General features: G+C 72.9%; 19 protein-coding genes. 4 read left to right on the top strand and 15 right to left on the bottom strand.

Going from position 1 to position 20,072, the window contains the following annotated elements; genetic code table 11:
* Nucleotides 1-365: 365 nt before the first annotated feature.
* Nucleotides 366-794: a nuclear transport factor 2 family protein gene (locus tag DFJ69_RS11165; RefSeq protein ID WP_116022412.1), complete on the bottom strand. Its 429-nt coding sequence runs from the start codon at nucleotides 792-794 to the stop codon at nucleotides 366-368.
* Between the two features lie 71 nt (nucleotides 795-865).
* On the opposite strand from DFJ69_RS11165, the gene DFJ69_RS11160 reads away from it, so the two are divergent.
* Nucleotides 866-1,783, top strand: coding sequence for a LysR family transcriptional regulator (locus DFJ69_RS11160; RefSeq protein WP_116022411.1), 918 nt, complete (start codon nucleotides 866-868; stop codon nucleotides 1,781-1,783).
* A 27-nt stretch (nucleotides 1,784-1,810) separates the two neighbouring features.
* On the opposite strand, the gene DFJ69_RS11155 is transcribed toward DFJ69_RS11160, so the two are convergent.
* The 12 genes from DFJ69_RS11155 to DFJ69_RS11100 are packed head-to-tail and all read right to left on the bottom strand — an operon-like array spanning nucleotide 1,811 to nucleotide 13,236.
* Nucleotides 1,811-2,881: a HAMP domain-containing sensor histidine kinase gene (locus DFJ69_RS11155; RefSeq protein ID WP_116022410.1), complete on the bottom strand. Its 1,071-nt coding sequence runs from the start codon at nucleotides 2,879-2,881 to the stop codon at nucleotides 1,811-1,813.
* The gene (locus DFJ69_RS11150; protein WP_116022409.1) at nucleotides 2,878-3,549 is read right to left on the bottom strand and encodes a winged helix-turn-helix domain-containing protein; all 672 of its coding nucleotides are present in this window, start codon (nucleotides 3,547-3,549) and stop codon (nucleotides 2,878-2,880) included. Before DFJ69_RS11150 ends, DFJ69_RS11155 begins: the two co-directional genes overlap by 4 nt.
* A 17-nt stretch (nucleotides 3,550-3,566) precedes the next feature.
* Nucleotides 3,567-5,240: a serine hydrolase domain-containing protein gene (locus tag DFJ69_RS11145; protein ID WP_116022408.1), complete on the bottom strand. Its 1,674-nt coding sequence runs from the start codon at nucleotides 5,238-5,240 to the stop codon at nucleotides 3,567-3,569.
* Nucleotides 5,241-5,296: 56 nt separating this feature from the next.
* Complete coding sequence (locus tag DFJ69_RS11140; protein WP_116022407.1) at nucleotides 5,297-6,187, bottom strand: phosphorothioated DNA-binding restriction endonuclease; 891 nt, start codon at nucleotides 6,185-6,187, stop codon at nucleotides 5,297-5,299.
* A gap of 38 nt (nucleotides 6,188-6,225) precedes the next feature.
* A complete protein-coding gene (locus DFJ69_RS11135) occupies nucleotides 6,226-7,140 on the bottom strand; it encodes a type II secretion system F family protein (RefSeq protein WP_116022406.1) in 915 nt (304 codons plus the stop codon).
* 1 nt (nucleotide 7,141) lies between these two features.
* On the bottom strand, nucleotides 7,142-8,128 hold the full coding sequence (locus DFJ69_RS11130) for a type II secretion system F family protein (RefSeq protein WP_116022405.1): 987 nt from the start codon (nucleotides 8,126-8,128) through the stop codon (nucleotides 7,142-7,144).
* Nucleotides 8,125-9,504, bottom strand: coding sequence for a TadA family conjugal transfer-associated ATPase (locus DFJ69_RS11125; protein ID WP_116022404.1), 1,380 nt, complete (start codon nucleotides 9,502-9,504; stop codon nucleotides 8,125-8,127). The genes DFJ69_RS11130 and DFJ69_RS11125 overlap by 4 nt, the downstream gene beginning before the upstream one ends.
* Entirely contained in the window at nucleotides 9,501-10,685 is a 1,185-nt protein-coding gene (locus DFJ69_RS11120; protein ID WP_116022403.1) for a CpaE/TadZ family protein, read from the bottom strand. The genes DFJ69_RS11125 and DFJ69_RS11120 overlap by 4 nt, the downstream gene beginning before the upstream one ends.
* A 17-nt stretch (nucleotides 10,686-10,702) precedes the next feature.
* Nucleotides 10,703-11,452 (bottom strand): Flp pilus assembly protein CpaB, encoded by a 750-nt coding sequence (cpaB, locus tag DFJ69_RS11115; protein WP_147312270.1) that lies wholly within the window; start codon nucleotides 11,450-11,452, stop codon nucleotides 10,703-10,705.
* Between the two features lie 31 nt (nucleotides 11,453-11,483).
* Nucleotides 11,484-12,638 carry a pilus assembly protein TadG-related protein gene (locus tag DFJ69_RS11110; RefSeq protein WP_116022401.1) on the bottom strand — a complete coding sequence of 385 codons (1,155 nt, stop codon included), beginning with the start codon at nucleotides 12,636-12,638 and terminating at the stop codon, nucleotides 11,484-11,486.
* Nucleotides 12,626-13,075, bottom strand: a complete 450-nt coding sequence (locus DFJ69_RS11105; protein WP_116022400.1) for a TadE family protein — start codon at nucleotides 13,073-13,075, stop codon at nucleotides 12,626-12,628. Before DFJ69_RS11105 ends, DFJ69_RS11110 begins: the two co-directional genes overlap by 13 nt.
* Nucleotides 13,027-13,236: a Flp family type IVb pilin gene (locus DFJ69_RS11100; protein WP_211328588.1), complete on the bottom strand. Its 210-nt coding sequence runs from the start codon at nucleotides 13,234-13,236 to the stop codon at nucleotides 13,027-13,029. The genes DFJ69_RS11105 and DFJ69_RS11100 overlap by 49 nt, the downstream gene beginning before the upstream one ends.
* A 392-nt stretch (nucleotides 13,237-13,628) precedes the next feature.
* Between DFJ69_RS11100 and DFJ69_RS11095 the strand changes: the two genes are divergently transcribed.
* Entirely contained in the window at nucleotides 13,629-14,315 is a 687-nt protein-coding gene (locus tag DFJ69_RS11095) for a response regulator transcription factor (RefSeq protein ID WP_211328587.1), read from the top strand.
* Nucleotides 14,316-14,470: 155 nt separating this feature from the next.
* Here DFJ69_RS11095 and DFJ69_RS11090 read toward each other — a convergent pair whose 3' ends face one another.
* Together DFJ69_RS11090 and DFJ69_RS11085 are read right to left on the bottom strand one after the other, a co-directional pair.
* Nucleotides 14,471-14,995 carry a YbaK/EbsC family protein gene (locus DFJ69_RS11090; protein WP_116022398.1) on the bottom strand — a complete coding sequence of 175 codons (525 nt, stop codon included), beginning with the start codon at nucleotides 14,993-14,995 and terminating at the stop codon, nucleotides 14,471-14,473.
* Nucleotides 14,996-15,066: 71 nt separating this feature from the next.
* Complete coding sequence (locus tag DFJ69_RS11085; RefSeq protein WP_116022397.1) at nucleotides 15,067-15,903, bottom strand: FkbM family methyltransferase; 837 nt, start codon at nucleotides 15,901-15,903, stop codon at nucleotides 15,067-15,069.
* Between the two features lie 333 nt (nucleotides 15,904-16,236).
* Between DFJ69_RS11085 and DFJ69_RS11080 the strand changes: the two genes are divergently transcribed.
* Both DFJ69_RS11080 and DFJ69_RS11075 read left to right on the top strand, forming a co-directional pair.
* On the top strand, nucleotides 16,237-16,581 hold the full coding sequence (locus tag DFJ69_RS11080) for a hypothetical protein (RefSeq protein WP_211328586.1): 345 nt from the start codon (nucleotides 16,237-16,239) through the stop codon (nucleotides 16,579-16,581).
* On the top strand, nucleotides 16,578-20,063 hold the full coding sequence (locus DFJ69_RS11075) for a P-loop domain-containing protein (RefSeq protein WP_116022396.1): 3,486 nt from the start codon (nucleotides 16,578-16,580) through the stop codon (nucleotides 20,061-20,063). Before DFJ69_RS11080 ends, DFJ69_RS11075 begins: the two co-directional genes overlap by 4 nt.
* Nucleotides 20,064-20,072 lie beyond the last annotated feature (9 nt).

Genomic DNA, 20,072 nt, shown 5'->3' with positions numbered 1-20,072 from the left:
GTGCTCCCGTGCGGCATCGTGCGCGCTTTCGGTGAGGAGTGGCGAGGGCTCTGACGTCTGCGGGTGCATCGGGCGATTTCGTGCGGAGGTCGTGTGCGCCGTCGGGTCAGCGGTGGCGAGGACTGTGCGGCCGTGTCGGGTGATCTCGTGCGGCATCGTGTGCGCCGTCGGGTGAGGAGCGGTTGGGATTCCGCCCCCTGGCGCATCGGATGGTCCGGCGCGGCAGCGAGTGCGCGTCGGTCGAGGAGTGGCGAGGGCTCTGACGTCTGTTGCCGTGTCGGGTGGTGCCGTGGCGGCGAGTGCGTCGTTCCCGGAGAGGGTGGGTGCGGTGGGTGGTGGGGGCTTGCCGGGCTGGGGGGTGGGCGTCAGGGGGTCGGGATCGGCGGGGGTGGGGCGGTGGGGTGGTGGAGGACTCGTTCGACGAGGGTCGTGTCGCAGTGCTCGATCACCTCGGTGAGCCGTCCGTCGGCGACGCGGAAGATGAAGCAGTAGGTCTGGTCGTACGACTCGCCGCGCCGGGTGGTGGCACGGGAGTGGGCTTGGACGACGACGCGGTCGTCTTCGGCGATGATGAGGTCCGCCCGGCTGCAGTACTCGGTGAACTGCGCCATGAGCGGTCTCAGCAAGCCGTCCAGGGTCTCCCGCCTGCCCTCCCAGCTTCCCGACCAGGACCAGTTCCCCGGGAACACCCATCGGAAGTCGTCGGACATCGCGTCGCTCATCGCCCGCGTGTTCCCCAGCGCCATCTGTTCGAAGACGTCCCGGACCAGTTTCTTGTTCTCCTCAGTGCCCATACGCCGAGGCTAGACAGGGGCCCAGCCATGCCACAAACGACTGTCTCGCATATCTGATATGAGTGTTCCGCATGGGTGAGTTCACGATCGTGGGTCTGCGCGTGGTCCGCGAGGCGGCCCGGCACGGCTCGTTCTCCACGGCGGCCGATCGGCTGGGCTACACGCAGTCCGCCGTCTCCCGCCAGATCGCGCTCATGGAGCAGGCGGCCGGGCGGACGCTGTTCGAACGGCACGCGCGGGGCGTGCAGCCGACCGCCGCCGGTCGGATCGTCCTCCGGCACGCCGAGACGGTCCTCGGCGAACTCGACGCCGCCCGCCACGACCTCCACGACCTCGACACCCGCCCGCCCGGGCGGCTGCGGGTCGGGGCGTTCTCCACCGCCATGGCGGCGCTGGTCCCGCGCGCGATCGCCGCCCTCACGGAAGGGCGGCCCGACGCGCAGGTCCCGCTCCGCGAGGGCATGAGTCCACGTCTGCTGACCGCCGTCGCGCGGGGACGTCTGGATCTGGCGGTGGTGACCCGGCCCCGGCACCCCCCGGAGGGTGTCGAGCTGATCCCGCTCGTGGACGACCCCCTGCTCATCGCCGTTCCACCGGACCATCCCCTCGCCGGCGAGGCGAGCGTCACCACGGCGATGCTCCGGAACGAGCGGTGGATCACCGCGAGCACCGAACCCGACACGACGCTCCTGGGAGCCTGGAACGACGCCGCCCGGCGACCCGACATCGCCTTCATCGCCCGCGACTGGGTCGCCAAGCTCGGCCTCGTCGCCGCCGGCCTCGGCGTCACCGTCGTCCCCGGCCTCGCCGCCCCGGCCCTCCCCCCGACCATCGCCCTCGTCCGCATCGACCACCCCGCCGCCGTACGGCCCACCGCGATCGCCCAGCACCCCGACACCCCGCACGAACACCTGCGCCGAACCTTCACCGAAGCCCTCCGCGACACCTCGGCCGACCTGTCCGCCCAACTCCGCCGCCGTCTGCGCTGACCGGACAGGAGCCGCTTCGGGGGGCGGTCAGCGGCGCAGGGTGAGGCGGAAGGTGGAGCCGGTGCCGGTGCCGGTGCCGGTGGGGGTGGGGGAGGTGAGGGTGAGGGTGCCGCCGTGGGCGATGGCGACCTGGTGGGCGATGGCGAGGCCGAGGCCGGTGCCGGGGACGGCGGGGTCGGCGCGCCAGAAGCGTTCGAAGACGCGGGAGCGGTCGGCGGCGGGGATGCCGGGGCCGTGGTCGGTCACCTCGACGGACGCCTCGGTGGCGGTGAGTTCGACGGTGACGTGGACCTCGGTGCCGGCGGGGGTGTGTCGGATGGCGTTGTCGACGAGGTTGCGGACGGCGCGGCGGACGGTGGGCTCGTCGACGGGGCAGACGGCGGTCGGGGGGCCGGTGACCGACAGGGGGGTGCCCTTGGCGGTGGCCTGCACGGCGGTGTCGTCGATGACCGCGCGGACGATGGCCGTCAGGTCGACGGGTCGTCGGTCGATCGTGCGGGCGCGTCCACGGGCGTCGACGAGGAGCTCGTCCATCACCGCCTTGAGTCGTACGGCCGCCGAGCGCGAGCGTTCCAGGCCCTGGCGGTAGACGTCGAGGGTGGGGTCGGGGTGGGCGAGGAGCACCTCGGCGTTGGTCACCAGGATCGCCAGCGGGACGCGGAGTTCGTGGCTGGTCTCCTCGATCAGCCGTCGCTGCGTCTCGGCGGCGCGCTCCAGGCGGTCGAGCATGCCGTCGAAGCTCGCCGCGAGCGTCACCACCTCGGTGGGGCCGTGCCGCAGTGCGATGCGACGGCTCAGGTCGGCGCCCTGGATGTCGTCGGCGACCGCGCGCACCCGGTCGATCGGGCGGACCGCCCGGCCCGCCCACCACCAGGCCAGACCGGCGGCGGCGGGGCCGAGCGCGACGACCGTCCACAGCGCCGGCGCGGAACGGGAGGTTGTGGCGTCCTCCACGACCGAGGCCTCCGTGGTGGTCTGCGTGGCGGTCTCGGTGTCGGTCACGAGGACCACGCCGAACAGCAGCAGGGCCGGTGCATAAATGGCCAGGAAGCCGAGCAGCGCCAACCGCACGCGCAACGACCCCCACGGAGATGTCACGCCTCCGCCTCCAGTCGGTAGCCGACGGTGGCGACCGTCGTGATCAGCGCCGGTTCGCCGAGCTTGCGCCGCAGCCGGCTGAGGATGACCCGGACCGACGAGGTGAACGGGTTGGCGTGGGCGTCCCACACGTGTTCGAGCAGGTCCTCGGCGGACAGCACCTGCCCGGGATGGTGCATGAAGTAGCGCAGCAACGAGAACTCGCGGGCCGTCAGCCGGAGTTCGGCGTCGGCGCGCCAGGCCCGGTGCGTCGTGAGGTCCAGCGTCAGCCCGCCGACCCGCAGCGTGGACCCGTGGCCGTCGCCGCGTCGGCTCAGCGCGCGCACCCGAGCCGTCAGTTCGGCGAAGTGGAACGGCTTGACGAGGTAGTCGTCGGCGCCGGCGTCGAGCCCGGCGACCCGGTCCGCCACGGCGTCGCGGGCGGTCAGCACCAGCGTGCGGCGCGGCCGGCGCAGCTCCGGATCGAGTTCCAGCCGGCCGAGCAGCTCCAACCCGTCACCGTCGGGCAGGCCCAGGTCGAAGCACGCGACGTCGTAGGCGGTCGACCGCAGCAGCTCCTCCGCGCAGGAGTAGGTGGAGGCCACGTCGACCGCGTACGACTCGTTGCGCAGGCCGAGGGCGACCACGTCGGCGAGGTCGGGATCGTCCTCGATCAGCAGGATCCGCATGGGTGCCAGTCAACCCGTCAGCCGGCCGGTTCGGCGACGGTCGTGCCGCCGGGCCCGGTGAGCGTCATGCGCCCGTTCCGGAACTCCACGGTCACGGCGGGACCGGTGCCCGTCGGGTCGTCCGGCCGGTAGCGTCCAGCGCCGTCCGGGACGAGGGTCAGCGCGGGCGGCGCGGCGGGGACCTCGGCCGCGCCGACGCCGCCCTCCGCGTCGAGCGAGTACCAGCCGATGATCGTCTTCGTCCCCGCCATGAGGGTGACGTAGGTGCGGACGTCCCCGTCCCGGAACAGGGTGCCGGCGAGGGCCACACGGCGAAGGGGCCCGAAATCGCGTTCGAGCGTCGCGCGCTCCTTGCGCCCCTCCTCGGTGCGCCCGTTGAGCAGAGCGAGCACGCGTTGCTCGTTCGCCCGGAAGTCGGCCGCCGAAACACCGCCGCTCGGCGGGAACAGCGCCGTCACCGTGTCGATCCCGGTGGCGGTGACGGTGATGCGATGGCCCGTGGCGGTCACGTCGAACGTGCCTCCGGCCTTCGACCCGTACTTTCCGGGGCGGGCCCCGGCACCGGCCCCGTTCGGCACGTGGGGCGTGGGGAGCGGCTTGCCGGCGAGGAGCGCGGGCCCCACCTTCGCCAGCAGGGACTCGGCGGACACCTTGGGCTTGTTGGACGCCATCACGATCACGCGTCGCCCTTCGGGCACCCACGCGACGACGACGTCATGGCCCACGTCGCCCCCTCCGCCGGCGGTCGTCAGGAACGGCGTGCCGTGGACGGACGCGTCGTGCGCCACCCATCCCGGTGTTTCGGACCGTCCCTTCCCATGGTCGTATCCCGGCCTGGTGAGGGTCTCGACCGACTCCGCCGACACCACGCGGCCGGTGAACAGCGCGTACGTCCACGCCGCCAGGTCACCGGCCGTCATCGCGAGCCCGCCGTTGCCGTCCAACGCCCAGTGCGGCCCGGCGAAGTCGCCCCGCGCGCCCGGTCGACCCCCGTCGAGGTGGCCGACGGCCCGGGGCCCGGTCGGAGCCGGTCGGCCGTCCCAGAAGCCGCCCGCGATCCGGCCGTCGGGCAGTCGCAGCGTCCTCGACGCCGTGTACCGCCGGTAGGTCGTCCCGGACGCCTTCTCGATGATCAGCGCCAGCAGCGTGTAGCCCGCGTTGGAGTACGCGTACCCGGACCCCGGCCGGAACGCCGACTCCAGCCCCGAGATCGCGGCGAGCGCCGCCGCACGGTCCAGCGGCCGATGGTCCTCGCCGTGCGACCCGCTCAGCCCGCTCGTGTGCAGCAGGAGCCGCCGGACCGTCACCTCGGCGGCCGGCCCGGTCAGCTCGGGCAGCAGGTCGCCCGCCCGATCGTCGAGCGCGAGCCGGCCGTCCTCCACGAGCTCCAGAACGGCCGCCGCGGTGAACGCCTTGGTGACCGACCCGATGGCGAACACGGTGTCGACGGTGTTCGGAGTCCCGTCGGCGTCGTTCGCCGACCCGTACGCCGCCAGGCAGACCGAACGCCCGCCGGTCGAGATCGCGATCGAGCCGCTGAAACCGGCCCGCGCCCACGTACGGAACGCCGCGTCGAGCCGCGGATCGCACCGCGCCGCCACGGTCCCGGGAGCGTCACCGTCTCCGGTGCACGCGCCCAGAACGCCCGCCAACGCCACCGCCGCCACCATCGCAAGGGGTCTGTTCATCATGCGAGGCACCGTACGAACCACCCTGCGAACCGGATGTGAACGAAGCCGCCGGCGGGTCAGAGGCGGTGCGCGGGGGTGCGGAAGACCTGACGGGTGTGCCAGTCGGTGTTGCGGGGGCTGGGGGCCGGCAGACCGGCCAAGGGGCGTTGGACGACGCGGCCCGCGAGGGCCAGGACCTGCGTGCGGGCCGTGGGGGTGGCACCGACGAAATGGCGGGACACCAGGATGACGCCGCCGCTGGTGAGGCTCAGCACGCCGCGGTCCAGGAGCCGATGGTGGAGGGTGCACAGGCAGAGTGCGTTGGTGAGGTCGTCGACCCCGTCGAAGGAGCGCCAGCGCAGCCGGGCCGCCTCCAGACCGACGACGGAGTCGCCGATCCAGCCCTCGTATCCGCAGAACGCGCACCGGCATTCGTAGGCGACCAGGGTCTTCTGCCGCAGCATCATGTCCGCCGGCGAACGGCCGGGCGGCGGATCGGCGTAGGGCGTCCCGGCCGGCCCGGGGGGCAGACCGGTCTCGGACCGCAGGTCGTCGTGCAGGGACGGCTCGAAGTTCAGGTCGAGCAGGGTGCCGACCGCACGGGCGAACATGGCCCGGTCGCCCAACAGCGCCTCGGCGAACCGGGGGGTGAGCCGCCCGACGGTGTCGTGGGCCCGCAGCGCCCCGGGGTCGGGGCCCGGCGGCGGAGCCCCGGTCGCGGTCATCACCTCCCAGAGGCCGTCCCCGGCCAGATGGTGGAACGGCACGCCCGGGTGCGCGGGCTTCGGCGGCCCGAACGCGGTGAGCAGCGCCGACAGCGGCTTCTCCACGTCGCGGAAGCGCAGCGGCGCGTAACCCTCCCGACGCATCTTGCCGAGGGCGAACAGCAGCAGCAGGGACTTGTTCGGGTCGCGCTCCCCGCCGCGCGTCCACCGGCGGATCCGGGTGATGCGTTCGACCCACTCCATGTCGGCCCCCTCCTCGGACGGTCCGCGGCACCGCGCCGTCAGAACAGCGAACTGGACATGATGCTCAGGATCCCGGGCCCGAGCACCACGATGAACAAGGCGGGCAGGATGCACAGCGCGACCGGGAAGGTGATCTTGACGGCGACCTTCTGGGCGGCCTCCTCGGCGCGCTGCCGCCGCCTGACCCGCATCTCCCTGGCCTGCTCGCGCAGCACGTTCCCGATGGGGACGCCCAGCTCGGCGGCCTGCACCAGCGCCGCCACGAACGCGTGCAGGTCCTCCACCGCCACCCGGGCGGCGAGCGCGCTCAGCGCCTCCTCGCGGGACTTGCCGATCTGGACCTCCTGCAGGGCCCGCACCAGTTCCCCGGCCAGCGGCCCGCCGGTGCTGTGCGCGACCCGATGCAGGGCGGCGTCGAACCCCAGCCCGGACTCCACGCTGACGCACAGCAGGTCCAGCACGTCGGGCAGCTCCCGGACGATGGCGTCCCGCCGGCGCAGCGCCGCGTTGTACAGCAGGACGTCCGGCAGGAAGAAGCCGATGACCGCTCCCACCAAGCCCAGCAGCAGCGCGCCGCCCACCCCGTCGCCCAGCGCCACGAGCCCGAAGACCATCCCCGCCAGGACGAGTCCGAGCCCCTTGTAGGCCAGCACGCGTTCCGGCGTCCAGCCGGCGGGGTTGCCCGCCGCGTCGAGGCGGCGCTGCAGGCGAACGCCCGAGTCGCTGGGCACCAGCCGTTCGGCCAGCAGCCGCAGCGCCAGCATGACCGGGGGGCCGAGACGCCCGCCGTTCCGCTCGCCGGGGCGCGCGCGACCGGCGTAGTCCTTCTCGATCGCCGCGACCATCCCGGCCACGCCCTGCGGCTCGGACCGGTCCCGGACGACCAGCAGCACCACGATGAAGATCGCCGAGCCGAGCGCCGACAGTCCGGCGAGCAGCAGCGGGTTCGGCATGTCAGGCCTCCACCTTGATGACCCGGCTCATCCACACCCAGCCCACGAGCAGCGCCACCACGCCGGCGACCAGCATGAGCACCCCCAGCGGCTCGGTGAACAGCGGGCGCATGTAGTCGGGGCGCATCAGCATCATCAACGCGGCCAGCACCACCGGCAGCGCGATGAGCACGTACGCGGTCAGCCGCCCCTCCGCCGACAGCGCGCGGATCTGGCGGCGCAGCCGGGTCCGTTCCCGCATCGTCTCCACGGTGGTGTCGATCACCTCCGCCAGGTTGCCGCCCACCTCGCGCTGGATGCGGACGGCCAGCACGATCCAGCTCAGGTCGGGGCAGACCATCCGGTCGGCCACCTTGTCGAGGGCGTCCTCGACGGACGCCCCGAGCCGGGTCTCGGCCACCGCCCGGGACATCTCCGCGCCCAGCGGCTGGAGGTCCTGGCGGGCCAGTCGCTCCAGCGCCTGCGACACCGTGAACCCCGACCGCAGCGAGCCCGCCACCAGCGCCAGCGCGCCGGGAAGCTGGTCGGAGAACGCGGTGAGCCGCCGCCGTGTACGGGACGCCAGGTAGGCGCGGGTGCCGAGCCAGCCGAGCAGCGCCCCGAGCAGCCCGCCGAACGCGGCGCCGCTCAGCAGCGTCACCGCCACGGCCAGGACCAGCGTCACACCGACGCGCACCAGGACCCACTCGTGCGGGCGCAGCGACATGCCCGCCTGGTCCAGGCGGTGCGCCACGCGGTCCTCCATCTCGCCGGACCGCACCGTCCACTCCCCGGCCGCCAGGGCCCGGCGGGCCGGATGCGGACGTTCGCCGGGAGCCTCGTCGTCGTCGCGTGAGGCGCGGTAACGGTCGATCCGCCTCGCCCAATCGGGGGCCGAGCCCGCCCTGGACAGGGACGCCACCGCGACGACCAGCAGCGCCACCGCGACGAAACAGGCCGCGAGGCCCGCCAGCAGCAGGGTCTCGTCGCCGCCCGTGCCCGTGTTCACCAGCCGGCCCTGCCGTGGCCGAAGACCTCGGGCGAGACCACGATCCCCAGGTCGAGCAGCCGGTCCAGGAACCGGGGACGCAGCCCGGTGGGACGCAGCAGCCCCACCCGGCCCGACGCGTCGGTCCCCGCCCGCATGTCGAACGTGAACAGGTCCTGCAAGGTGATCACATCGCCCTCCATGCCGGAGACCTCGGTGACATGGGTGACCCGCCGCGACCCGTCCCTGAGCCTGGCCTGGTGGACCACCAGGTCGATGCCGGCGGCGACCTGCTCCCGGACGGCGCGGACCGGCAGGTCCATGCCCGACATCAGGACCATGGTCTCCAGCCGGGCCATCGCCTCCCGCGGGGCGTTGGCGTGCAGGGTGGTGAGCGAGCCGTCGTGGCCGGTGTTCATCGCCTGGAGCATGTCCAGCGCGGCCCCGTCGCGGACCTCGCCGACGATGATCCGGTCGGGCCGCATCCGCAGCGAGTTGCGGACCAGGTCCCGGATGGTCACCTCGCCCCGGTCCTCGATGTTGGGCGGACGGGTCTCCATCCGGAGCACGTGCTCCTGCCGGAGCTGCAACTCCGCGGAGTCCTCGATGGTGACGATCCGCTCGTCGGGCGGGATGAACGACGACAGCACGTTCAGCGTCGTCGTCTTGCCCGAGCCGGTCCCGCCGGTGATGAGGATGTTCAGCCGTCCCCGGACGCAGGCCGCGATCAGCTCGGCGACATGCGGGGTGAGCGTCCCGTACGCCACCAGGTCGTGCACGGTCAGCGGCTCGGCGGCGAACTTGCGGATCGTCAGCAGCGACCCGTCCAGCGCCACCGGCGGCACGACGGCGTTGATCCGGCTGCCGTCGGGGAGCCGCGCGTCGACCATGGGGCTGGACTCGTCGATCCGCCGCCCGACCCGGGCCACGATCTTCTCGATGGTGCGCCGCAGGCTGCCCTCTCCCGCGAACGCCGCGCCCGCCAGGCTCAGCCTGCCGCCGCGCTCCACGTAGATCTGGCCGGGGCCGTTGACCATGATCTCCGAGACCTCGGGATCGTTCATGTACGGCTCCAGCGGCCCGAGCCCCAGGATCTCGTCGGCGACCTCCTGCGCCACCCGGGTGCGGTCGGCCACCGTCATCGGGGTGTCGTCCTGTTCCAGCACCACCTGGAGGGTGGCGCGGACCTTCTGCTCCAGCTCGACGGCGCCGAGATCGGCCTCGTACAGGCCCGGGCCCAGCGTGTCGATCAACGACTGGTGGACCCGCCGCTTGAGTGCCGCGAACGGGTCACGGGGCCGGGTCGACCGCCGATGGGCCGAGGGCACGAGGTCGGTCCCGGCCTCCCGGCCCGTCTCGTGCTGACGGCGGGCCAGCCGTTCGCCGAGGGTGCTCATCGGCTCCTCGCCTTCCGCCGCAGGCCCCGGCGGCCCGGCGCGGCGATCGCGGGTTGCTCCGCTCCGGCGGTCAGCCGCTGCGCCAGGTCGGCGATGGCGCGGCTGACCGGATGCTGCGGATCGTCCTGCACGAGCGGCACGCCCCGGTTGATCGAGGCGGGCACGTCCGGGCTGGTGGGGACGTGCGCGGCGATCGGGCGGCCCACCACCCGGTCGATGTCGGCCTGCGACAGCCCCGCCTTGGCGTCGGCCCGGTTGAGGACGACCGCGTGCGCGTCCGCCGGGTAACCCAGCAGCTCCAACATGCCGAGCGTCACCCGCAGCCCCTTCAGCGCGGTGACCTCCGGGGTGGCGATCAGCAGTTGGCGGTCCGCCGCGTCCAGGGCGGCCAACACCTGCTCGCTGAACTGCGGCGACGTGTCGACCACCACGGTGTCGAACATCCGGCTCAGCACCGACAGCAGCTCGGTGACCAGCTTCCCGGAGATCTTCTCGGCCTCGCCCGGCGTGACCGGGGCCAGCACCGCCCGCACCCCGGACGGATGGCGCACCAGCATCGACTCCACACCCGTCTCGTCCATGTGACCGGCCATCGGGACCGCGTCCACGATCGTTCGGTGCGGGTCGGCGCGCAGCATGATGCCGACGTCGCCGAACGCCAGGTCCAGGTCGACCAGGCAGGCCGAGCCGCCCCGCGCGGCCAGCGACACGGCCAGGTTCGTCGACACCATCGACTTGCCGCAGCCGCCCTTGCCGGCGAACACGACGACCACCCGGCCCTTCTCGGCGGGCGCGGCGGCCCGGTCCCGTTCGCGTTCGGCCGCCCACAGCCGCCCGGCCACCTCCCAGCCGCGCCGGCACGCCTCCATCAGGGCGGGGAAGTCGCGGTCGGGCACCACCTCGCGGACGCCGGCCCGCATCGACTCCGCGAGCACGTCGACCTCCAGCCGTTCCCGGACCAGGATCACGGCCAGCGCGGGACGGTCCATCCGGCGGGCCCCGGCGAACGCCAGCGCGCCCGGCAGGTCGACATGGGGCCCGAGGACGACCACGAACTCACCGGGGTCGGACGCGAGCGCCTGCTCCACGGCGTCGAGCTCGGCGAACGCCCGGCCGTGACCGCGGAACGCGGCGGACAGCCGACGGGCGGTCGCCGCGTCGGGATCGCAGATGACTGGCATGGAACCCTCCCTTGCGGCTACTTGGCGAACGTGAAGCTGGAGACTCCCGGACTGTTGGTGTCCAGCCTCGTGGAATCGGTCTGTAGGGCCAGATAGAGGGCGTTGCCCCGGCCGGACTGCTGAGCGCCGGTGGCCCAGACGAGTTTCTCCGCCTCCCGCTGGGTGACGGCCACCGTGACCAGCGTCTGGGGGTCGACCGACGCGGCGTCCTTCTCCTTGGCCTTGGCCGGGCCGATGGACAGGACCTCGATGTCCGCCATCAGCATCCGGGCCCCGGTGGCCTCGCCGAGCGGCTTGCCCCGGGAGTCCAGCAGCTTGGTGGCCACGAACACGGCGACCTCGGAGCCCGCCGTCACGTACCCGGCGACCCGCTGCGGGTCGGTCAACGCCACCGTCAGCGCGAGCTTGCCCTCCGGCACCGCGAACCCCTGCGACCGGCCCCGGGGGACCAGCAACGGTTTGCGGATCAGATGTCCGAGGCCGATCGCCGAGCCGACCACCAGGTCCTCCAGCCCGCCGTCGATGGTGGTCACCAGGTCGTCGGGGACCGCCGAGGCCGGCATCCGCACCGACCGCACCCAGCCGTTCCGCCGCAGGTCGGAGGCGGGGGTGCCGGCGGGGATCGCCTTGGCCGCCACCAGTGCGTCGACCGCGCGATGGCCCGCCAGCGCTCTTCGGTCGGCCCCCTGCACGTACGCGAAGACCAGTGCCGTGCCGATGGCGGCCAGCACCAGGGCCAGCACCATCGGGAAAAGTCGCCGCCTCACCGCGGCCCCCCTCGAAATCCAGTGGTCCCGGTCATCCCGAGAGCCGTACGGCACTCACGCCGTAGTTCGCCTGTCCGGGCACGATCGGCCCGGTATGCGCCTGCCTGGTGAAGAACCCCCGCATGCACGGCCACCGCAGGACGCAGTTCAGCAGGGTGCGCCAAGAGGGCAGGGGCAGCCACAGGAAGCTCAGCGCCGTGGGCTCGAACGCCGCGAAGCCCAAGACGGTGTACCTGTACTGCTTGATCGGGCCGTCGATCACCTCGACGTCGTCGTCGTAGATGGGCACGTGCACCACCTCCGGCAGGATGCGCGAGCCGGGGAGCGCACGCGGAATGAAGTCCACGATGCTGCCGAGCTGGCAGGCCAGCGCGAGCAGGCCGGACAGGAGCTTGTGCCCCGGGACCGCGATCAGTCGCTCGCCCGTAGCCATGGGAACCGAGCAATCCCAACTGGACCCCGGGAGCACGGCGAAGTCGCCCTCGATCGACGGTGGATGGTCGCAGTCCGTGGAACGGCCGAAGATGACGTCCTCCTCGCTGTCCGGAGGGTCCCAGGTCGGGGAGGGCGGTTCGGTGTACTCCTTGCCGTTCGCGGTGGCCCGCTCCCAGGCGCACTCGGAGATCATGAACGGGTAGACCTCGTCGACCTGCCGAGCCCCGCCCCAGGTGGCGCGGGCGCAGGCCGTCACCCTGGTCCCGTCATAGGTGCCGAACACCGAGCCCGCGACGACCGGTGGCAGCACCGTGGTGCCGTCCGGGAGTCGGGTCTCGGTGACCACCTCCACGTACACGCCCGTCGCCGGAGGCGGACCGGAACAGCTCGTCAGGCGCTCCCCGCCGGAGGCGGGGCAGGGCGCGAGGCCGGGTCCCCGGCCGCAGATCCGGGCGACGGCCGCCGCACCGTCGCGGGCGTTGCCGACGGCGAGCCGCCGGGCGACGCCGTCGGCGCCGGTGGACACGTCGCACGCGCCCTCGGCGCAGCTCCGCGCCACGGCGGTCGCGGCCGCGTCGGCCCCGCCGCGCAGTTCGGAGTGCTCGATGTAGATCCGTCCGCCGTCCACGACGACGGCGAACATCGCCAGCAGCATCCCGCAGGCGACCAGGAGACCGAAGAGCACCTGGACGGCGCCCTCCTCGCCACGGCATCTCCGACGCCGGGCGAACGAGGGCCTCAACCCTGACATTGCACGACACCTCTGCTGGTCAGACTGATGTCACCCATCGGCAGCAGCACGAAGTCGAAGCTGTAGACGACGCTCACCGAGACCGTGACCGTCGGCGTCGCGTCGGGTGGACAGGGGCCCGACCAGCCGGCGGTGACCCCGCTGAGCGGTTCGGCGGCGAGGTTCACGCGAGTGTCGACGGCGTCCTCGGAACCGGTCACCGCGGCGGCCCGCGCGCCCTCACGGGCCGCCTGGGTCACGATGATCTGAGCGAACATCAGCCGTCCGAAGTCGACGGTGGCGAAGACGATCAGCATCATCAGCGGCACCACCAGCCCGAACTCGACGGCCGAGGCGCCTCGGTCCCCCCTGGGCGGGCGGGGCCGCCTCCTCCCGCCCGCCGCCCGGCTCACGGCGAGCCGAAACCGGTGATCTCGCCGGCCACCGTGGAGAACCATGTGGAGATGGTGTTGCCGAACGTCACCGCACCACCGGCGATGATGATGACGACGACCCCCACGAGCAGGCCGTACTCGACCATCGTGGCGCCACGATCGGAGTCGTCGGCCATCCGGGACTGCAGATGTGCCAGGACCTTCAACAGCGCGTTGTTGATCATGATGACCCTTCACGGCGTGAGATGGTCGACGGGGCCCGATGCCGGCGCGCCGTCGATGGGGGTCCAGCTTGGGGACGGCCCGGCGGATACGGCCAGTGTCCGAACGGACGGTAAAAACCAGCCGAACGGACGACATGTCGCCCGTTCGGCCGACAGCGGGCCCACGGGTGTGGGGAAGTGCCTCCCCGCTGGGGGTGTTTTTGTCAGCCGGCTGCGGAAAACTCGCCCCTGACCTGCGGGTATCAGTTTGGAAACGGCCAAAACGGGGGGTCCGTCCGGGATGTCCGCGTGTTAGGTTCTGGATCGCGAACCACCCCAGCTCGCGCCCCCTTCCCGCTCCGGACCCGGCCCCCTGCCCGGGTCCGGCACGGCCGTCCCCTTCGGGAGGTCCCGTGGGCATCCGCCTCGTCGTCGTCGACGCGCACACCCTCTGCCGCCATGGCCTGGCGCGCATCGCCGAATCCCACGCCGACATCAGGCTGGTCGCCCAGATGGCGACGGCCGCCGAGGCGATGGCCGGTCTGGTCGCGGCCGACCCGGACGTCGTGGTGCTGGCCGCCGCCCTGCCCGACGGCGACGGGCTGCGGCTGGCCGCCGCGCTCCGTGAACGGCGACCCGGCGTGGGTGTGGTGGTGCTGGGAGCCCCCGGCCACGACGACGCGCTGTTCCGCGCGATGGAGGCGCGGGCCTCGGCCTACGTCACCAAGGCGGCGCCCGCCGAGGAGATCGTCGCGGCCATTCGGCACGCCGCGGTGGCGCCCGCCTCGTTCACCGCCTCGGGCCTGGCCGCCGCCCTCGAACGCCGTCGCCAGGGCGAGCTGCTCAGCCCCCGCGAACGCGAGGTGCTGGCCCTGCTGATCCAGGGCCTGTCCATCGCCGAGATCGCGCGGAACATCCACCTCAGCCACTCCACCGCCAAGACCTACACCGCCCGCATCTACGAGAAGCTCGGCGCGACCAACCGCATCCAGGCCCTGATGGCGGCCCTGCGACTCGGCCTCATCCCGCACGACCACCGCCCGGCCACCCCCGCTCCCGCCCTCCCCGCCTTGGCCGCCGGACAGGCCGACTCGGCCTGACGGGGCCCGACGCGCGGCCGGCGAGACCCCGGGCCGGTGCGGCGGCGCGATCACGGCGCCGAGCCGTTCGTGTCGGTGGCCGGGTGCTCGCGCCGGCGGGAGAACGGCGCGGTGGGTCTGCGGTCGCCCGTTCGCCGCCGCGCCGCGACCGTTCGTCAGCGGCGCAGCGCGAGGGCCACGCGGCGCGCGCCCGGGAGCGTTCCCAGCGACCCGCCCGGCACCAGCAGCTTCGACCGGCGCAGGCCGCTGCCCACGACCACCTCGGGAGCGGCGAGGACCGCCTCGTCGACGAGGATCGGCCAGCCCTCCGGGAGCCCGATCGGGGTGATGCCGCCGTACTCCATGCCGGTCAGCGACGTCGCCTCGTCCATCGGGGCGAACGAGACCTTGCGGGCGCCGAGGTCGCGGCGTATCACGCCGTTGACGTCCGCCCTGTCGGTGGCGAGCACCAGGCACGCGGCGTGGGCGATCTCCCCGCCGCGTTTGGCCGCCACGATGACGCAGTTCGCACTGGCCTCCGGCGGGACGCCGTACCGAGCGCAGAACGCCGCCGTATCGGCCAGGTCCGGGTCGATCGCCGCCACCAGCGCGCCCGGCACGTCCTTGACGGCCGCGGCCACCGGCTCCGCCAGCAGATCCGGCGCGCCGTCGACCTCGACCCAGGTCAGGTCGCCCACCATGCCGCCACCCTACCCACCCGGTCCCTTGTGGCGACGGCCGGCGGGCCGTCCTTCATCGTCGTGCGAGCGGGTCAGGCGGCGGGCGACTGCGCGAACGCGAACACCATGCCGATGTCCGCGGACTCCACCGGCGCCTCCTCGGCGATCACCTTGAAGCCGTGCGAGGTGAAGAACTCCTCCACGATCGCGTGGTTGGCCGCCCAGCCCTCCACCTCGAGGACCGCCTGCCGGATCAGCGGCCAGTGGCGCTCCTCGATGCCCCGCAGCACCTCGGTCTCGGCGCCCTCGACGTCGATCTTGAGGAGGTCGATGCGGTCGATGTCGTGCTCGTCGATGATGTCCGACAGCGGCCGGACCCGCACCCGGTGCTTCTGCATGTTGCCCAGCGCGCGCATCCGGAAGTCGACACCCCATCGGATGACGAACCTGGGGAGCCGCCTGATCAGCGGGCGACCGCCGTGGCCGCCCTTGATGAAGTCGGTGACGACCGTCGTCATGTACTCCTTCTCCTCCGCCAGGCTGCGGTTGCCGCGGTACATGGAGGACAGGACGGTGAACTTCGGAAAGTAGTTGAACTCCAGTTCCTCGTCCCGCGAGGAGACGCCATAAGGGAGTGCGGTCACCTTGCCGCCGAGCCGCTCGCGCGCGTTCTTCTCGAGGGTGGCGTAGATGGGGGGCAGGGGTTCGCACGCGAAGCCGCGCATATCGCCGTTCAGCATCCGGTGGACGTGGGCGGAGAACACGCCGATGTTGGCACCGAGGTCGATGACGGTGGCGCCCGGTTCCAGCGTGATCCCGTGCTGGAAGTACTGCTCGACTTCTTCGCCGAGACCGGAGGCCTCCCACGGGTTGATGTTGTAGAGGCCGAGTTCTTTGTCGGCCGTCGCTCGTTTGTCCTTTACAGCCATGGCCCATGCCTACCACCACGGTCACCGACCGGGGGAGGGTGTGCGGACTGGGATTTTCCACAGTGAACACCCGTCGTCCTCGGGCGATCCGCGTGGTGCGGCGGTTCGGGAGGACCGAAATCGTTCCGACCGGGCCGCCGGGGCGGGACGACATCCGCCCGGAACGGGCCGTCCTTGGTGATGTTGTCGCAGGTCACAGCCGATCGGCGGTGGGGGGAGTCGTCGGCCGGGCGGGTGCGTCCGCCGGCGGGCGGTTCGTACCGTCGATGCCGATGCCCCCCGGTCGCGGGGAGTGTGTGGCGGCCTGAGGTGATCTTGAGCGATGATGCCGGCATGAACGGTGGCCGGGTGGCGCTGGTGGTGGCGGGTGTCGCGGCGGCGGTGCTGGCGGTCGTGTTCCTGGTGCTGCGGTGGGACGACGCGAACAAGATCGCGACCGCCGTGTCGGCCCTGGCCGGGGTCGCCGCGGTGGGTGTCGCGGTCTGGGCGGGCCTGCCGGCGGTCGCCGGGGCTCGTGGAGGCGTCCGGGTGTCCCGGACGGGCCGGGCGACGGCGGGGCCCGGCGGCAGGGCGAACACGGGGCTGTCGGCGGGCGGCCCGCTGCCGGACGACGTGCGGGTGGACCGCACGGGCGACGCCGAAGGTGGGGAGGCCAACAGCGGTGTGGAGTCCCGTTGACCGGCCGATCGTGGTGGGGGCGGGTCCGTCGGTCGGGCGACGCCGCCGGCGGTGACGGCGCGATCGTCAACACCGGCATCCAGAACAACTTCTATGGGACGCCCGGGCCGGGTCCCGCGCGTTCGGCGTATGCGCGACAGGTCGAGCAGATCTTCTCGGGAGAACTGAAGGACCGCCGAGCGGAATTGGAAGAGCTGGCGGATTTCTGCACCCGTTCTCAAGGGCCCGCCTATGCGTGGTGGCAGGCCCCGGCGTGGGCCGGCAAGTCCGCGTTGATGGCGTCTTTCGTGCAGAATCCGCCGGCCGGAGTACGGGTGGTGTCCTTCTTCATCACCGCGCGTCTGGCGGGGCAGAGCGACCGCGCGGCCTTCCTGGCGGCGCTGCTGGAGCAGTTGGCGGAGCTGACCGGCCAGGCGCTCCCCGACGTGTTGACCGAGTCCAATCGGCAGCAGTGGTTCCTGCAACTGCTGGACGAGGCGGCGAGCGAGTGCGCGGCGGCCGGATGCCGACTGGCGCTGGTGGTCGACGGGCTGGACGAGGATCGGGGCGTGCGGCGCGGCGCGGACGCCCACAGCATCGCCGCCCTGCTGCCCGGCAGGCCCCCCGACGGGGTGCGCGTCGTGGTCTCGGGACGCCCGAACCCGCCGGTGCCCGCCGACGTTCCGGACTGGCATCCGCTCCGCGACCCGGCGATCATCCGGCCCCTGCGGCCCTCCGACCGGGCGGTCGCGTTCCGGGCCGCCGCCGAGCGCGAGCTGTCGGACCTGCTGGACGGCGGCGGGCTGGGCCGTGACCTGCTCGGACTGCTGGTGACGGCGGGCGGCGGCCTGTCGGGCCGGGATCTGGCCGAACTCACCGAGGAGCCGGTGGGCGAGGTAGAACGCGTCCTCCACGGGGTCACCGGCCGCTCGTTCACCGGCCGTGACCCGCAGTGGACCGACGGCGAGGGCGGCGAGCTCCTGGTGCTGGCTCACGAGGAGCTGGTCCAGGGCGTGCTGCGGTCCCTGCGCCCCGCCGAGACCCGGGCATGGCGGGAACGCGTCCACGCCTGGGCCGACCACTACCGCGACGCCGGCTGGCCGCAGGGGACACCCGAGTACCTGCTTCGCGGTTACCTGCAACTGCTCCACAAGGACGGCGACCTGCCGCGCATGCGACGCCTGGTCACCGACCGTGAACGCCTGGACCGGATGCTGGACGTCAGCAAGGGCGACGGGGCGGCGATGGCCGACCTCGTCACCGTCCAGGAGTACATCCGCGACCGACCCGACCCGGACCTTTCCGCGGCCTTGCACGTCGGCCTGGCCCGACAGCGCCTCGCCCGACGCAACAGCAACCTCCCGCCCGGCCTTCCGGCCGCCTGGGTCCTCCTCGGCAACGTCAACCGCGCCCTGGCCCTCGCCGGCTCGATCACCGCCCCCGCCCGCCGGACCACCGCGCTGTGCTCGGTGGCCGAGGCGCTGATGAAGATCGGGCAGGACGAGCGGGCCGTGGAGGTGGCCGTCGAGGCCGAGTCCGTCGCACGCTCGATCAACGAGCCTTACTACCGGGCGAACGTGCCGAGAGAGGTGGTGGACGCGCTGGTGACCGTCAGGGAGCCGGCACGGGCGGAGTCCGTCGCCCGTTCCATCACCGAGCTCGACTACCAGGCCGTCGCACTCTGCGGCGTGGTACCGGCCCTGGTGGCGGCCGGGCGGACCGAGCGGGCGGCGGAGGTCGCCGCGGAGACGGAGGCCGTCGCCCGATCCCTCGCCGATCCGCACGTGCTCGGGAAGGTGGCGATCGCGTGGGCGGGGGCCGGTCGGGCCGAACGGGCCGCTGAGGTGGCCGTCGAGGCCGAGTCCATCGCGCGCGCCATCCCCGATCCCCGGAGCCGTGCGGATGCGCTGAGCGATGTGGCCATCGCGCTGTCGAAGGCCGGACGGGTCGAGCGGGCGGCGGAGGTCGCGGTCGAAGCCGAGGCGGTCGCCCGATCCGTCGCCGACGCCGTGAACCAGGGCCATGCCCTCGTGGAGGTGGTTCGCGCGCTGACGAGGCTCGGGGACTCGGAGCGGGCTGAGGTGGTCGCCCGTTCGGTCCCCGACCTTCATGGCCGGTCGAGCGCATTGCGCGAAGTGGTCACCGCGTTGGCGGCGGCCGGCGAGCTGGAGCGGGCCGTCGACGTCGCCGCCGAAGCCGAGGCCGTCGGCCGCTCCGTCCCCGACACCCTGGACCGGCCGTTCGTCCTGCGAGCCGTGGTTCCCGCGCTGGTGACCGTCAGGGAGCCGGCACGGGCGGAGTCCGTCGCCCGTTCCATCACCGACCCCCGGCATCGGGCGGCCGCACTGGGCGACCTCGTCCGTGGTCTGGTCGAGGCCGGGCAGGTCGAGCGGGCCGTCGAGATCGCCGCCGAAGCCGAGGTCGTCGCCCGAACCGACGCCGACCCCCATGACCGGACGGACACGCTGCGCCCCGTGGTCGCCGCGCTGGTGGAGGTCGGGGAGGTCGAGCGGGCCGTTGACGTGATCGCCGAGGCCGAGAGCGGTGTCTGTTCCATCACCCACCCCGGTCGCCGCGCTTACGCGCTGGAGGAGGTGGTCAACGCACTGGTGCGCGTCGGGGACGTGGAACGGGCGGAGGTCGTGGCCCGTTCCATCGCCGACCTCCAGGCGCGGGCGAGCGCCTTGTGCCGAGTGGTCCACGCGTTGGTGGAGGCCGGGAGCGGAGAGCGGGCCGTCGAGGTGGTCGCCGAAGCCGAGGCCGTCGCCCGCTCCATCGACGGCCGCTATCACCGGGCGCACGCGCTGGTTCGTGTGGCGGACGCGTTGGTGAAGGCCGGGTGCGGGGAGCGGGCCGTCGAAGTGGTCGCCGAAGCCGAGGCCGTCGCCCGTTCCGTCGAAGATCCCTATCTTCACGACGGCGCGTTGGGCGGTGTGGCGAACGCGCTGGCGGGTGTCGAGGAGCTGGGACGAGCGGAGGCGATCGCCCGTTCCCTCGAAGAGCCCTCCGCCAGGGCGAGTGCGCTGAGCCACACGGCGAACACGTTGGCCAAGGCAGGGCAGGTCGAGCGGGCCACCGAAGTCGTCGCCGAGGCCGAGACCCTCGCCCGCTCCCTCGACAACCCCTACAGCCGGTCGTACGCCTTGGCGGAGGTGGTCGAAGCGCTGGTGGGCGTCGGCGATCTGGAGCGGGCCGAGGCCGTCGCCCGCTCCATCCCCCACTCCCCGGACCGGGTGGGTGCGCTGAGCGACGTGGTGAACGCGCTGGTGAAGGCCGGACGGATCGAGCGGGCCGAGGCGATCACCCGCTCGACCGTCGACTCTCCCATGGCCGCGTTCACCCTCCGACCCGTCATCGACGGCATCGACCCGCTGCGCGCCAAGCACCTGGTCGCCTCGGTGCTGCTCAACGCCCCGGCCACCGCGCTGCTCCCGTCGGTCGCGATGCTCTCACCGGACGCGGTGGTCGAGGCCATCGAGTACGTGAGGGACCTCGACCGTTGAGCACGCCGA

Origin of the sequence: Thermomonospora umbrina (assembly GCF_003386555.1) — a bacterium.
Lineage (GTDB): Bacteria > Actinomycetota > Actinomycetes > Streptosporangiales > Streptosporangiaceae > Thermomonospora > Thermomonospora umbrina.
The sequence above is the reverse complement of the archived record's forward strand: the minus strand, read 5'-3'. Positions and strand labels throughout refer to the sequence as shown.

What these genes read in the sequence shown, in the direction of transcription:
- DFJ69_RS11165 (WP_116022412.1), bottom strand. Translation starts at nt 794, where the DNA reads ATGGGCACTGAGGAGAACAAGAAACTGGTCCGGGACGTCTTCGAACAG.
- DFJ69_RS11160 (WP_116022411.1), top strand. Translation starts at nt 866, where the DNA reads ATGGGTGAGTTCACGATCGTGGGTCTGCGCGTGGTCCGCGAGGCGGCC.
- DFJ69_RS11150 (WP_116022409.1), bottom strand. Translation starts at nt 3,549, where the DNA reads ATGCGGATCCTGCTGATCGAGGACGATCCCGACCTCGCCGACGTGGTC.
- DFJ69_RS11145 (WP_116022408.1), bottom strand. Translation starts at nt 5,240, where the DNA reads ATGATGAACAGACCCCTTGCGATGGTGGCGGCGGTGGCGTTGGCGGGC.
- DFJ69_RS11140 (WP_116022407.1), bottom strand. Translation starts at nt 6,187, where the DNA reads ATGGAGTGGGTCGAACGCATCACCCGGATCCGCCGGTGGACGCGCGGC.
- DFJ69_RS11135 (WP_116022406.1), bottom strand. Translation starts at nt 7,140, where the DNA reads ATGCCGAACCCGCTGCTGCTCGCCGGACTGTCGGCGCTCGGCTCGGCG.
- DFJ69_RS11125 (WP_116022404.1), bottom strand. Translation starts at nt 9,504, where the DNA reads ATGAGCACCCTCGGCGAACGGCTGGCCCGCCGTCAGCACGAGACGGGC.
- DFJ69_RS11120 (WP_116022403.1), bottom strand. Translation starts at nt 10,685, where the DNA reads ATGCCAGTCATCTGCGATCCCGACGCGGCGACCGCCCGTCGGCTGTCC.
- DFJ69_RS11110 (WP_116022401.1), bottom strand. Translation starts at nt 12,638, where the DNA reads ATGTCAGGGTTGAGGCCCTCGTTCGCCCGGCGTCGGAGATGCCGTGGC.
- DFJ69_RS11105 (WP_116022400.1), bottom strand. Translation starts at nt 13,075, where the DNA reads ATGGTTCTCCACGGTGGCCGGCGAGATCACCGGTTTCGGCTCGCCGTG.
- DFJ69_RS11100 (WP_211328588.1), bottom strand. Translation starts at nt 13,236, where the DNA reads ATGATCAACAACGCGCTGTTGAAGGTCCTGGCACATCTGCAGTCCCGG.
- DFJ69_RS11090 (WP_116022398.1), bottom strand. Translation starts at nt 14,995, where the DNA reads ATGGTGGGCGACCTGACCTGGGTCGAGGTCGACGGCGCGCCGGATCTG.
- DFJ69_RS11085 (WP_116022397.1), bottom strand. Translation starts at nt 15,903, where the DNA reads ATGGCTGTAAAGGACAAACGAGCGACGGCCGACAAAGAACTCGGCCTC.
- DFJ69_RS11080 (WP_211328586.1), top strand. Translation starts at nt 16,237, where the DNA reads ATGAACGGTGGCCGGGTGGCGCTGGTGGTGGCGGGTGTCGCGGCGGCG.